10 protein-coding genes are annotated in these 13,422 nt (G+C 75.5%); 4 read left to right on the forward strand and 6 right to left on the reverse strand.

Features of this window, described 5'->3' with window-relative positions; genetic code table 11:
- Positions 1 to 58: 58 nt before the first annotated feature.
- Positions 59 to 1,354 (reverse strand): MFS transporter, encoded by a 1,296-nt coding sequence (locus tag ACIO5E_RS36685; protein ID WP_400676425.1) that lies wholly within the window; start codon positions 1,352 to 1,354, stop codon positions 59 to 61.
- 17 nt (positions 1,355 to 1,371) lie between these two features.
- Here ACIO5E_RS36685 and ACIO5E_RS36690 point away from each other — a divergent pair, with 17 nt between their 5' ends.
- On the forward strand, positions 1,372 to 2,649 hold the full coding sequence (locus ACIO5E_RS36690) for an ROK family protein (protein WP_400676427.1): 1,278 nt from the start codon (positions 1,372 to 1,374) through the stop codon (positions 2,647 to 2,649).
- 182 nt (positions 2,650 to 2,831) lie between these two features.
- On the forward strand, positions 2,832 to 3,962 hold the full coding sequence (locus ACIO5E_RS36695; RefSeq protein WP_400676429.1) for a PLP-dependent cysteine synthase family protein: 1,131 nt from the start codon (positions 2,832 to 2,834) through the stop codon (positions 3,960 to 3,962).
- A 195-nt stretch (positions 3,963 to 4,157) separates the two neighbouring features.
- On the opposite strand, the gene ACIO5E_RS36700 is transcribed toward ACIO5E_RS36695, so the two are convergent.
- The 5 genes from ACIO5E_RS36700 to ACIO5E_RS36720 form a co-directional block, all read right to left on the reverse strand.
- Positions 4,158 to 6,587 (reverse strand): right-handed parallel beta-helix repeat-containing protein, encoded by a 2,430-nt coding sequence (locus tag ACIO5E_RS36700; RefSeq protein ID WP_400676431.1) that lies wholly within the window; start codon positions 6,585 to 6,587, stop codon positions 4,158 to 4,160.
- Positions 6,588 to 6,822: 235 nt separating this feature from the next.
- A complete protein-coding gene (locus ACIO5E_RS36705) occupies positions 6,823 to 7,701 on the reverse strand; it encodes an MOSC domain-containing protein (RefSeq protein ID WP_400676433.1) in 879 nt (292 codons plus the stop codon).
- A 197-nt stretch (positions 7,702 to 7,898) separates the two neighbouring features.
- Complete coding sequence (locus ACIO5E_RS36710; RefSeq protein ID WP_400676434.1) at positions 7,899 to 8,690, reverse strand: hypothetical protein; 792 nt, start codon at positions 8,688 to 8,690, stop codon at positions 7,899 to 7,901.
- 413 nt (positions 8,691 to 9,103) lie between these two features.
- The gene (gene mscL, locus ACIO5E_RS36715) at positions 9,104 to 9,553 is read right to left on the reverse strand and encodes a large conductance mechanosensitive channel protein MscL (RefSeq protein WP_400676436.1); all 450 of its coding nucleotides are present in this window, start codon (positions 9,551 to 9,553) and stop codon (positions 9,104 to 9,106) included.
- Positions 9,554 to 9,785: 232 nt separating this feature from the next.
- Positions 9,786 to 10,916, reverse strand: coding sequence for a glycosyltransferase family 4 protein (locus ACIO5E_RS36720; RefSeq protein ID WP_400676438.1), 1,131 nt, complete (start codon positions 10,914 to 10,916; stop codon positions 9,786 to 9,788).
- Between the two features lie 371 nt (positions 10,917 to 11,287).
- Between ACIO5E_RS36720 and ACIO5E_RS36725 the strand changes: the two genes are divergently transcribed.
- Both ACIO5E_RS36725 and ACIO5E_RS36730 read left to right on the forward strand, forming a co-directional pair.
- Positions 11,288 to 12,556 carry a glycosyltransferase family 4 protein gene (locus tag ACIO5E_RS36725; protein ID WP_400676440.1) on the forward strand — a complete coding sequence of 423 codons (1,269 nt, stop codon included), beginning with the start codon at positions 11,288 to 11,290 and terminating at the stop codon, positions 12,554 to 12,556.
- A 98-nt stretch (positions 12,557 to 12,654) separates the two neighbouring features.
- On the forward strand, positions 12,655 to 13,329 hold the full coding sequence (locus ACIO5E_RS36730) for a thiol:disulfide interchange protein DsbA/DsbL (RefSeq protein ID WP_400676442.1): 675 nt from the start codon (positions 12,655 to 12,657) through the stop codon (positions 13,327 to 13,329).
- Positions 13,330 to 13,422: the final 93 nt, after the last annotated feature.

Here is a 13,422-nt window from a genome sequence, read left to right on the forward strand (position 1 = left end):
CGCATCGGCCGGATCGGCGTCGTCCGCCGCGTCCGCCACGTCGGGCCGACCGGGCCCGTCAGCGCCGCCCGACGGCCAGCGGCAGGAGCGCCGCCGCCGTGGCGGTCACCGCGACGGTGGTCAGGGCCATCGGCAGCCCGGCCGCGTCGGCGAGGAAGCCGATCACCACCGGACCGATCAGCATCCCGCCGTACCCGAGCGTCGAGGCGAGCGCGACGCCCTGCGGGCCGCCCGCCGCGCCGGCCCGGGCGATCGCGAGCGGGAAGAGGTTGGCGAGGCCGAGGCCGACCAGGACGAAGCCGCAGACGGCCAGCGGCACCACCGGGGCGAGCGCGGCGACCAGCATGCCGGCCGCGGCGGTCAGCCCGCCGAGCAGCATCAGCCTGGTCTGGCCGAGCCTGATGGACAGCCAGGTGCCGCCGACCCGCCCGCTGGTCATGGCGAACGCGTACGCGGCGTACCCGGCGGCGGCCGTCCCGGGGCTGGCGTGGACGTCGTCGGTGAGGTGGAGCGTGGTCCAGTCCGCGATCGCGCCCTCGCCGTACGCGGTGCACATCGCGGTGAGGCCGAGCAGCAGGACGAGCAGGCGCAGGTGCGGCGCTGCGCGACCGGCGGCGCTCGCGGTCTCGGTGCTGCTGCTGGCGCTGGAGCTGGCGCTGGCGCCGGTGCCGTCGTCGCTGCGGCCGTCGCCCGTGCGGCCGGGCGCGACCAGTGGCGCGGCCGGGCTGCGCAGCAGGACGACGCCCGCGGCGGCGGTGACGGCGAGGCCGAGCAGTCCGCCGAGCGCGAGCGCCCAGGCGGTGCTCAGCGATCCGGCGAGCAGCCCGCCGATGCCCGCGCCGAGCAGGCCGCCGAGGCTGTAACCCGCGTGGAAGCTGGGCATGACGGGCCGTCGAAGCTGCGCCACCAGGTCGACGGCTGCGCTGTTCATCGCGACGTTGGCGCCGCCGTACCCGGCGCCGAAGAGCAGCAGCACGCCGCCGAGCGCGGCGACCGAGTGGGCGTGCGCGGGCAGTGGGACGGCGAGGCTGAGCAGGGCGAGCGAGCCGACGGTCACCGGGCGCGAGCCGTAGCGCAGGCACAGCCGCCCGACCAGCGGCATGGTGAGGACGGCGCCGATCGACAGGCAGAGCAGGGCGAGCCCGAGGGCGCTGTGCGAGGCGCTGACCTGGCTGCGGACGTCCGGGATGCGGACCACCCAGGCGGCGAAGAGGAAGCCGTCGACGGCGAAGAACGCGGTGAGCGCGAGCCGTGCGGCGCCCCAGGGGCTGTCGGTTCCGGGGGGTGTGCTGCGAGACTGGGAGGAGGCCGGGGCCGGCCGAGGATGCGAGCGGATTTTGTTTCGAAGCGGCACAAAGTCACAATAGGGGCGTGCAGCTCTCACCTTCAAGTCCGCGACCAGGTTCCGGGACCGACCTCGAAGCGCAGCGCGACGCCCACCGCCGCGCGGCCCCCGACCGCGGTCGGACGCTGCTCGGCCCCGCACTCTCGCTCGTCCACACCGGTCAGACGCCCACCCGCTCGGCGCTCACCCGCGCGCTGGACGTCACCCGGGCCACGGCCGGAGCCGTCACGGCCGAACTGGAGGCGCTCGGTCTGATCACCGTCGACTCGCGCCCGGCCGGCGGCGGTCGCGGCCGGCCCTCGCACCGGCTCGCGATCGACCCGCAGGGCCCGGTCGTGGTCGCCGGGCAGATCCACGCCGACGGGCTGAGCGTCACCCTGGCCGGCCTCGGCGGCCTGCTCGACCCGCCCGTCCACCTGCCGCTGCCCGCGGCCACCGACCCGGTCCGGATGCTGCGCGCCGTCGCCGAGGCGGGCGCCGAACTCGCCCGCTCCACCACGCGGCGCTGCCTCGGCGCCGCGCTCGCCCTGCCCAACCCGGTCACCGAACCGGACGGTGCCGCGCTCGCCGCACTGCACTTCGCCTGGCCCAGCGGGACCCCGGTCGCCGACCTGTACGACGTCGAGGTGGGCCGCGCCGACCACGGCCCCGGCGCCCGCCGCCCGCTGCCCACCGCGATCGCCAACGACGCCAACCTCGCCGCGCTCGCCGAGTACCGGCACGGCGCCGGGCGGGGCGCCCGTCACCTGCTCCTGGTCACCTCCGGCCACCGCGGCGTCGGCGGCGCGCTGGTGATCGACGGCCACCTGCACACCGGCAGCGCCGGCCTCGCCCTGGAGGTCGGCCACCTCACCGTCGACCCGCAGGGCCGTCCCTGCCAGTGCGGCAACCGGGGCTGCCTCAACTCCGAGACCGACCCCGACGCGCTGTTCGCCGCCGCCGGGGTCACCCCCGAACCGGGACGCCCGCTGCTCGACCAGGCACGCGAACTGTGTCAGGCGGCCGCCGGTGACGAGCGCGCGCGGGCCGCCGTGGAGCACGTCATCGACCGGCTGGGGCTCGGACTGGCCGGTGTCGCCAACATCCTCAACCCCGACCGGGTGGTCCTCAGCGGACTCCACCGCGACCTGCTGGAGGCCGCGCCCGGCCGGCTGCGCGCGGTGGTCGCCGAACGCAGCCTGTGGGGGCGCAGCGGACGGGTGCCGATCGTCGGCGCGAAGCTGGCGCACGGAGCCCTCGCGGGTGCGGCGGAGCTGGCGTGGGGGCCGTACCTGGCGGACCCGCAGTCGGTGACGGCGGGCTGACGGCGGGGCGGCGGCGGGGTCGCGCGGCGGCGGCGGGGCTCGGGACGGCGGCGGGGCTCGGGACGGCGGCAGGCCGCGCGGCAGGGACGATAAGCGGAAGCTGGCCCTTCGAAAACGGTCACTTATCGTGACTCTCATACACTCGTAGTGAGCAGTGGGGGTTGTGACGAGGGAGAGTGGCCATGAGCACCCAGCCGGACAGGACATACGACGTCGAGCCGACCGTCGACGTCGACCGGACCGATCAGCAGTACCGCGACTGGCTCAAGGAGGCGGTGCGCAAGGTCCAGGCCGACGCCAACCGCTCCGCCGACACCCACCTGCTGCGCTTCCCGCTGCCGACCGAGTGGGGGATCGACCTCTACCTCAAGGACGAGTCCACCCACCCGACCGGCTCGCTCAAGCACCGCCTCGCCCGCTCGCTCTTCCTCTACGGGCTCTGCAACGGCTGGATCCGCCCCGGCAAGCCGGTGATCGAGGCCTCCAGCGGCTCCACCGCCGTCTCCGAGGCGTACTTCGCGCAGCTCGTCGGGGTGCCGTTCATCGCCGTCATGGCCAAGAGCACCAGCCAGGCCAAGATCGACCTGATCGAGTTCCACGGCGGCGAGTGCCACCTCGTCGACCGCCCGGACGAGGTGTACGAGGCCTCCGCCCGGCTCGCCGCGAACACCGGCGGGCACTACATGGACCAGTTCACCTACGCCGAGCGGGCCACCGACTGGCGCGGCAACAACAACATCGCCGAGTCGGTCTTCGCCCAACTGCGCCTGGAGCCGCACCCCGAGCCGACCTGGATCGTCGCCACCGCCGGTACGGGCGGCACCTCGGCGACCATCGCCCGGTACGTGCACTACATGCAGTACGACACCCGGATCTGCGTCGCGGACCCGGAGAACTCCTGCTTCTTCGACGGCTGGGTGCACCACGATCCGGAGGCCGTCTGCGAGCGGGGCTCGCGGATCGAGGGCATCGGACGGCCCCGGATGGAGCCGAGCTTCGTCCCGGGGGCGATCGACCGGATGATGAAGGTGCCGGACGCCGCCTCGATCGCCGCCGTACGGGTGCTGGAGCAGGTGCTCGGCAAGAAGGCGGGGGCGTCCACCGGGACGGGGCTGTGGAGCGCGCTGAAGATCGTCGCCGAGATGCGGGCGGCGGGGGAGCGGGGCAGCGTGGTCGGCCTGATCTGCGACCCGGGCGACCGCTACCTGGACAAGTACTACTCGGACGACTGGCTGGCCGGCGAGCGGATCGACATCGCGCCGTACCGGGCCGCGTTGGAGTCCTTCCTCGCCGGCGGCGTCTGGACGGGCTGACGCCACAGGCCGGTTGACCATCCGTCAGGAGTCTACCGGGACGGCAGGGTTGTGGTGCTCTGCGAGCAGCAGCCCGCGGCCGTCCGCCTGCCCTCGCCCAGCCCGGCCGGGTAACGGCAGGCCGCCCGCCGCGCCTGCCGGAGGCATGCCCATGCCCATCCCAACGCCCGTGCCGCCGCGGGGCAGGTAGGCAGGTCAGGGCAGTGGCGCGGTCGGGAGGTCGGCCGGGACGAGGAGCTGGAGCTCCTCGGTGGAGGGGTCCGCGAGGTGGGCGACCCGCATCGCGTGCCGCTCGACCATGGTCTCGAAGACCTGCCGCGCGGTACGCCCGTTGCCGAAGTTGGGGCCGCGCTCCATCCGGGCGAAGTGGTCGAGCAGCACGCCCTCGGTCGCCTCGGCGAGCGCGTACTCGTGCTCGGCGCACTGGGACCGGGCGATCTCCAGCAGCTCCTCTGCCGTGTAGTCGGAAAAGGTGATGGTGCGTGAGAAGCGGGACGACACGCCGGGGTTGGCGGAGAGGAAGCGTTCCATCTCGGCGGTGTAGCCGGCCACGATGACGACCACCTCGTCCCGGTGGTCCTCCATCAGCTTGACCAGGGTGTCGATGGCCTCCCGCCCGAAGTCGCGCGCGCCGTCCTCGGGGGCGAGCGCGTACGCCTCGTCGATGAAGAGCACCCCGCCGCGCGCCCGGTCGAAGGCGGCGGCGGTGCGGATCGCGGTGGAGCCGATGTGTTCACCGACCAGGTCGACCCGGGCCACCTCGACCAGGTGTCCGCGCTGGAGCACCCCGAGCGCGGCGAGGATCTCGCCGTAGAGCCGGGCGACGGTGGTCTTGCCCGTGCCGGGTGCGCCGGTGAAGACCAGGTGCCGGCGCAGCGAGGGCGCCTTGAGCCCGGCCTGGCGGCGGCGCTTGCCGACCGAGATCAGGTCGATGAGCGTGCGCACCTCCTGCTTGACCGTGGCGAGCCCGACCAGCGCGTCCAGCTCGGCGAGCGCCTCGTCGGCGGGTCGGCAGTCCGGGATCGGGGAGATCACCGGTGCGGCGGCCGGCGCGGTCGCGGTCGCCACGGCCGACGGGGTCGTGGCGGAGGCCAGTTGGGCGGCGCGTGGGGCCGGCAGCTCGGCCGCGCCGGAGGGCGGTCCGGAGGGCGGGCCGACGTCGTCCGAGGTGCAGCCCTGCGCGACCGGCCCGGGCTCGGAGAACTCGAAGCCGGCCCGCTCGTTCTGCTCGGCCCGGCAGCGGGTCAGCTGGGTGCGGCAGCCGTCGATGATGTGGAAGCCGAAGCCCTTGCCGTGCGAGACCCGGCAGTCCTCGAAGGTGCCCCGCCCCTGCGCCGAGACGTACACCCCGGCGTCGGTGCTGGCCCGGACGGTGCAGTCGCGCAGCACCGGGTCGGCGCCCTTGGTGACGATCACCCCGGTGGCCACGTCGGAGATCTCGCAGTCGGTGAGCAGCCCGCTGCTCCCGTGGTCGCGGAACCACAGGCCGGTGCCGGCCTCCTGGACCCGGCAGCCGGTGAGGGTCACCGCCGCGCCGCCGCTGACCGAGACCGCCGAGCTGCGGATCCGGCTGAAGGAGCAGTCGGCGGCGGTGGCGGCGGAGTCCCGGTCCAGGACGAACAGCGCGTCGGGCAGGTCGTACAGCGAGCAGTCGGTGAGGGTGAGCCGGGCGCCGTCGCTGACCCACAGAGCCGGGTACTCGCCGGTGGAGCCGTGGATCTGGCAGGACTCGGCGACGGCCTCGGTGCCCTGGTCCCAGACCGAGAGCGCCCCGCGCCCGAAGTCCCGGACGGTGCTGTTGGCGAGGCTGAGCCGGGAGCGGCCGCGCAGGTCGGCGCCGTTCTCCGGCAGGTCGTGCACCCGGCAGCCGGTGAGGACGAGTTCGGCCTCGCCGTCCAGGGTCAGGCCGTTGCCGGTGACCCGGTGGATCTCGCAGTCGACGAGCCGCCCGCCCGCCTGCGCCTCGGCCTGGACGCCGCTGCCGCGGATCTCGTAGATCTCGCAGCCGGTCAGTTCGGCGGCGCTTCCCGGGTCGGAGAGCAGGACGCCGGCGCCGGCGGCATGGTGCACCCGGCAGCGTTCGAGGGCGGCGGTGGCGCCGCCGAGGACGGCGAGTCCGGCCTGGCCCGCGGCGGCGACCTCGCAGTCCTCGAAGGCGGCGGCGGTGCCCTGGCCGCGCAGGCGCAGCCCGAGCCCGGCCGGGTTGGCGACGACGCAGCCGCGCAGGGTCGGCCGGGCGCCGTCGGTGATCTCGACGCCGGTCGCGGAGCGGGTCTCGATCCGGCAGCCGCTGAGCGCGGGCGCCACCTGCGGCCCGGTGATCAGGACGGCCGGGGTGGAGCTGTCGCCGCCCTCGACGACGAGGTCGCGGACGGTCGCGTCGGCGGTGACGGTCAGCGCCACCCCGGACGGCGGGTCGATCCGGACGGTGCCCGGGCCATGGGCCGGGACGATCGTCACCGGCTTGTCCAGCAGCACGTTCTCCCGGAACGTCCCCGGCCGGACGGTCACGGTGTCGCCCGGTTCGGCGGCCGCGAGGGCCTCCGCGAGGGTGTCGTACTCGCCCGCGCGGCGACGCCAGCGGGATGCGCTGTCCTGGGTGACCCGGACCCTGTGCTCTGCCATGACGGTCTGTCGTCCCCACCTTCGTCGAGCCGGCGTTCAACGGGCCGTACCCGCGGGGCGCGCGGTCGGCCCGCCCACCGTAGCGCGCCTGCCTGGGTGGTCCGGTCGGCCGCGGTCGCGCGGGCACCGGGGGCTCGCGCCTTCGCCACAGGTTCCGACCACATGTTTCAACGAGCGCGCACAGCTGTGGTTCCTAGGCGGGCGCCGGGCGCCGGTGGACCGGCGCGCCGCCGGTTCACCCCCGCGCGTCGGCCGGCCACTGCGCCCCGTCCTCCAGCACCTCGACCTCGTCGCCGACGCGCAGCGTGCCGAGCACGTCGCCGGTGACGCCGGCCGGCCGTTCGGGGATCAGGTTCTGGCCGAACGCGGCCTTCTTCAGCAGCCGGTGGTGCCGGGCCAGGGTGCGCAGCGGCTCGGGGCCGCGCCGCTCGCCGCTCTCCTGGTCGGTGGTGGTGACGACACAGCGGCCGCAGGGCTTGACCACCTTGAAGGTGAGGTCGCCGATCCGGATCCGGCGCCAGCCGTCCTCGGCCCACGGCTCGGCGCCGCCCACCACGGCGTTGGGGCGGAAGCGCTCCATCGGCAGGGTCTCGTGGCCGTCCGGGTGCTCGGCGGCGATCAGCTCGTTCAGCCGGTCCAGCGAAGCGGTGGTGGTGAGCAGCAGCGGGAAGCCGTCGGCCATCGAGACCGTGCTGCCGGGCTCGGAGTAGTCGGGGTCGACCGGCCGGGCACGCGGGTCGTCCAGGTGCACCAGACGGTAGTCGCCGAGGTGTTCGGCGATCCACCGGTGCGCGTCCTTGGCGGCCTCGGCGGCGCGGAAGCGGGTGCCCCAGACCTCGACCTCGGCGAGCGGGTCGCCGGCGGCGACGGCGGGCGCGGGGACCTCGATCCGGGAGCCGCCGGGGGCGGTGAGGGAGAGCGCGCCGTCGGGGAGCAGCCCGGCCCGGATCTGGCCGAGGGCGGCGTTCTCGCGTTGGCTGACGAAGCGCCCGGTGTCGTCGGCGAGCATCCAGCGCCGGTCTCCGGCCAGGCCCCAGGGCTCGACGGTGGCGGTGTCCGGGCCCAGGCGGTACATGGACTTGACGGGGTAGACGTGGAGTCCGGTGAGCTGCATTCCCCCATCCTGCCAGCCCGGCCCCGGCGGTCCGCAGGCCCCCGTACGCGCACGGACCGCCCGGGACGCCGTGGGGGGCGTTCCGGGCGGTCCGTGGATGACCCGTTCTCCGTACGCCCGGCGCGAGGAGCGCGCCGGGTGGTGCTCAGGTGGTGCGGGTGCGGGCCGGGTGGGGTCGGCCCTGGGGTGTCAGCGGCTCAGTAGCCCTGGCCCTGCGGCTGGTAGCCGCCGCCCTGGTACTGGCCGGGCTCGCCGTACGGGCCCGGGCGCTGCGGCTGCGTCGGGCGGGCCGGCGCCATGGCCGGGCGCAGCTGGGCGCCGCCGAAGCCCTGTTCGCCGCCCTGGCCCTGGTATCCGGGGCCGGCCGGGTTCGGGCCGCCGAAGGACTGCTGGCCGCCGAAGCTCTGCGGTCCGCCCTGCGGCTGGCCGCCCGGCTGCCCGGGGCCGAACGCGCCCGGTCCGCCGATCGGCTGCGCGCCGAAGGACTGCTGGCCGCCCTGGCCGCCGATGAAGGTGTTCTGGCCGCCGAAGCTCTGGCCGCCGGTCGGCTGGTAGCCGCCGCTGGCGGTCTGGGCGAAGGCCGGTGCGGCGGGCTGCGGTCGCTGGTACGGCTGGGGGCCGCCGTAGCCGGGGACGGGCGGCTGCGGCGCGGAGGCGTACGCCGGTGCGGGCTGGGCGGGGATGTACGCCGTGGCGGGACCGGCGGAGGGACCGCTGCTCGGGCCGGGGCCCAGGGCGAGGCGGGCGGGCGGCAGCGCGGGGAGGTTGCTGCCGGCACTCTCGTACCCGTTGCCGTACCGGTTCTCGTAGGACGGGCCGGCGGTGGCCCCGTAACCGGACGACAGGGCCGGCGGCAGGGCCGCCGGCACGTTGATGGGTGCGATCTGGGGGACGCCGCGCTCAGCCACGAGGCTGTCGTAAATCGGCGTGCCGGAGGAGAAGGACGGAGAGGGGTAGCCGACTCCGTCGTAGGAGCGGGGCGAGGTCATGGGGCATACGGTAAGCCCACAACGAGCCTGCTGAGGAGAGCGGGAGGGGGAGCAGTTCGAGTGTTTACACAGTCTTCGCTCGCACAAAGGTTTCGAAAGTAGGAAGAACGGACATACCGGCGTTCAGTTCCGGACAACCTTGGCGCGCCGTCAGTGATCGAACAGTGCCCGGACGGTGGCGTCGCGAACCCTTGCGGTGACCGGGCGGTGGACGGTTCGGGACCCGGCGGAGAAACTTTTGCGGACAGGGCGTGCGCCGGCGCATTCGAGCCCCCGCCGAGGGTGCGGCGGAGGCTCGTGAATGTTTCGGGAATAAAGTCCCTGTCAGCGGCCGTGGAGGACGGCGACCAGTGCGTCCGCGGTGCTTGCGGCGTCGGGTGTGGTGCCCGCGGCGCCGGGTGTGGTGCCTGCGGTCAGTGCGCCTGCAGCGCCTGCGTCTGCGCGGGGAGGGCGGGCCGGCTGGAGACCTCCGAGGTGCAGAAGGAGCAGCGGCGCGCCGCGGCCGGGATCGAGCTCAGGCACTCCGGGCAGTCGACCTTCGCGACCGGCGCCGGCTTGGCCGACTCGAAGCGCGCCTGCAGCTTGCCGACCGGCAGCACCACGGCGAAGTAGATCACCGCGGCGATCAGCACGAACCCGATCAGTGCGTTGACGAAGACCCCGTACGGGAACCGGGTGCCGGCCACCTCGAAGGTCTTCTGGGTGAAGTCGCCGACGGCGCCGGTGGCGACCCCGATGAGCGGGGTGAGGAAGGCGCTGACGAACCCGGTGACCACCGCGGTGAAGGCCGCGCCGATCACGATGCCGACTGCGAGGTCCACCACGTTTCCGCGCAGCAGGAAGCTGCGGAATCCCTTGAACACCGGGTGACTCCAAATCCGTACGGGGGAGGGGGAGATGAGGCAGCGCGACGGGCGCCCCGGCCGGACATCCTGCCGACCGGGCCGGGCCGAGGTCCAACCGCGTTCACCCGATCCGCGTAACCGGCCCCGGGCCGTACCGGCAGGTCCGGGCGGCGCCCGGACGCTCCGCGTACGGGTCGATCCGGCTGCCGTACGCGCTCCGGCAGTACCCCCGGCGGGAACCCCGGGAGGGTCAGAGCGGCCGCACCCGCAACGCTCGCTCGTAGAACTCGACCATGTGCGCGGACACCTGAGGCAGCGTGAACGAGGTCAGGAAGCGCGCCCGCGCGGCCTTCGCCCGCACCCGCGCCGCCGCCCGGTCGTCCAGCGTGTCGAGGACCGCCGCCGCGAGTTCGGCCGGCCGCTCCGGCGCCACCAGCCGGGCGTAGTCCTCCGAACCGACCGTCTCGCGCAGCGCCGGCACGTCCGTGCAGACCAGCGGTACCCCGACGCCCATCGCCTCGATCGCGGTGCCGCCCTGGCCGGCCCAGCGGGACGGTACGGCGACCGCGTCGGCGGCGGCCATCAGGTCGGCCACGTCCTCGCGCCGCCCGAGCAGGCGGACGCTCCCGGCGGACTCGGCGAGCGCCCGCAGCCGCCCGCTCTGCGGGCCCGCCTCGCCGGCCAGCAGCAGCACGGCCCCCGGCTGTGCGCGCCGGACCGCCGGCCAGGCCGCCAGCAGGACGTCCAGGCCCTTCCGGTACTGCTGGCAGCCGGCGGCCAGCACCACCGGCACGTCCGGCGCCAGCTCCAGCGCACCGCGTACGGCGGCCCGCCGCTCCGGGGTGGCCGTGCCCAGCAGCTCCGGGTCGAGCCCGCGCGGCACCACGTCGATCCGCCGGCGGGGGACCCGCAGCCGCCGCGCCATCGTGGTGGCGACGTGCCGGGTGAGTGCGTGGAAGCGGCGGGCGCCCTGGGCGGTGGCCGCGTCCAGGGCCTGCGCGGTGCGCATCCGCCAGGGGCTCGCGCCGTGCGCGGCCGACTGCTCCGGTCCGTAGGCCGGGTCGAGCAGGCTGGAGACCACCGGGGTGCGGGCGGCGAGGGCGGCCGCCCGGCCGAGCACGTCCGAGGCGGGGCGGGCGGTGTGGACGAGGTCGGGCCGGCGTTCGCGGATCAGCCGGCGCAGCGCGGCGGCCGTCCCGGCCCGGGTGGGCCGGCCGATCCCGAACACGGCGGCGCCCGCCGCGGTCAGTTCCGGCTGCCAGCCGCCGGGGGAGTCGTACAGGTAGGCGACGTCCAACGTGACGCCGGCCCGGACCAGTTGGGGGGCCATCGCGACCAGGGCGCGCTCCGCCCCGCCGATCCGGTTCACGCTGTCGACCACCAGAAGCACCTGCACCGGCCACCCCCGCCCGCTGCGGGCGCGTCCGTTCTCCCGTGCCGGACGCCCCCTGACTGGTGATCAGCATCGCAGGTGGTCGGCGGGCCCGCCAGCGGTTCGCCCGCGGACCCCGGGCGGCGGCCGGGGGCGGACCGCGGGGCGGGGCGGGGCGAGTGGGGGGTGCGGCGAGGCGAGCGGGGGCGAGACGGGGTGCGACAGGGCGGGAGGGGGCGGGACAGGGCGCAGGACGGGGGCAACCGGCGCGCGGCCGCGGCCGACCCGCGCACACCAGGTGTATTCGCGTGGTCGCACGGACCACCACCAGGTTGCGCGAAGGGGCTGTACGGCGCGGAGCACTGTGCCAAGGTCGGTCCATGCCCGACGATACGTCGGCCGACCCGGCCGGAACCCGCCCCCGCGTCCTGCACCTGATCAGTGAGCCACGTCGCGGCGGCGCCCAGAACTTCGCCCGTGACCTCCACCGGGAACTGCGCCGCCGGGGCCAGGCCTCCGCCCTGTGCGCCCTCGCCCCGCACCCGGCTCCGCGGCCCGCCGGGCCGGCCCTCCCCGGGCCACGGACCGAGGCCTGCACCGGGGAGTGCACCGGGGCGCACGGCGCCCACCCCACCGCGCACGACTTACGCCCCGACGCGTACGACGCGCCCCCCGACGCGTGCGCCGACGCGGCGGGCCTGCGGGCCGCCGCCGTCCTCGGCTCCGGCCGCCTGCACCCCGGCACCCTGCGGGCGCTGCGCGCCACCGCCCGCGCCGCCGACGTGGTGCTCGCCCACGGTTCGGACACCCTGGCGGCCTGCGCCCTGGCCCTGGCCGGCACCCGTACCCCCTTCGTCTACGTCTCCGTCGGCCACCCCCGCTACTGGACCGCGAACCGACTGCGCCGGGTGCGCGGCGGCGCGCTGATGCACCGCGCGGCCGCCGTCACCACGCTCACCACCGAGGCCCGCACCGTCCTGGAGGGGCAGTTCCGGCTGCCCGACGGCAAGGTGCACGTGATCCCCAACTCCCGCGCCGCCGAGAGCTATCCGCCCGCCGACGGCCGGGCCGACCGGCGCGCCGCCCGGCACGCGCTCGGCCTGCCCGCGGACGTGCTGCTGGTCGCCTGGATCGGCGCGATCGCCCCCGAGAAGCGGCTCGACCTCGCCCTCGACGTGCTCGACCGCCTGCCCGACGTCCGACTCGCCGTCGCCGGGGACGGCCCGCTGCGCGAGACGCTGGCCCGCCACCCGGCCGCCGCCCGCGCGCACTTCCTCGGCGCCCTGCCCGACCCGGCGCCGCTCTACCGGGCCGCCGACGCGCTGCTGCTCACCAGCGACAGCGAGGGCGTGCCCGGCGCGCTGATCGAGGCGGCCCTGGCCGGCGTGCCCGCCGTCGCCACCGACGTCGGGTGGGTGCGCGAGGTGGTCCGGGACGGCGCCACCGGCGCGCTCGTCGCGCCGGGGGACCCGCTCGCCCTCGCCGAGGCGCTGGCCAAGGTGCTGGCGTGCAACCGCGCGGGCCTCGGCGCGGCCGCCCGGGCGCACGCGCTGGAGCACTTCGAACTCGGCGCCGTGGTGGACGCCTGGCAGCGGCTGGTCGCCGAGGTGTGGGCGGGCAGCGGGGCGGGGGCGCGCCCCGGCCCGTGACGGGCCCGCCGGCCCGGGCTGCGCCGATCGGGCGAATCCGAGCCTGCCCGCTCGGGCCGACTCGACGGTAGCAAACCGTCACCAGCACACTGCCCGGTGTGAACTCGAAGTCGCTGCTGCGCTCCGCCGTCCTGTTCGTCGTCGCCGCCGGGATCGCCGTATCCCCCGTCCAGGCCGGCGCGGTGACCCACCAATCCCCGGCCGAGGGCGCCCAGTTCGTCAAGCTCGACCATCCCCAGCCGGTGCGCGAGAGCACCCGTACCGAGGCGGTCGAGTTCTTCTGGTACGACTGCGGTCACTCCCAGCAACTCGAACAGCCCCTGCAGGCCTGGGCCTCGAAGCACCGTGCGGACGTCGCCCTGCGGCGTGTCCCGGCGATCTGGCCCACCAGCCGGGATGAGGGCGTGCAGCGCGGCCACGCACGCCTGTACTTTACGCTGGAGCGCCTGGGCCTGGTCGAGCGCCTGCAGACCAGCGCCTTCCGCTCGGTGCACACCGAGAAGGCCGACCTCACCACCGAGGCCACCGCGACCGACTGGGCGGTGCGACACGGCGCGGACGCCCAGCTCTTCCGTCAGGCGTACCGTTCCCCCGACGTGGCGCGGTCGGTCGACGAGGCCGCCGCCGAGTTCGTCCGCTACGGCGTCAACGAGCTGCCGACGGTGGTCGTCCAGGGCGAGTACCGGACCTCGCCGACCAAGGCCGGCGGCGTCGAGGAGATGCCCGAGGTGCTGGACTACCTGGTCCAGCAGGAGCAGCTGCGCGGGAACTGACGCCCGCCGCCCGCCTGGGCGGTGCCTGGCGTCGGTCCTGCCCGTCGGTCGTGCGCACCGGCCGGAGCGCGCCGCACACAGAAGTGGCGTGCT

Source organism: Kitasatospora sp. NPDC087314 (assembly GCF_044744365.1).
In the GTDB taxonomy this organism is placed as follows: Bacteria; Actinomycetota; Actinomycetes; order Streptomycetales; family Streptomycetaceae; genus Kitasatospora.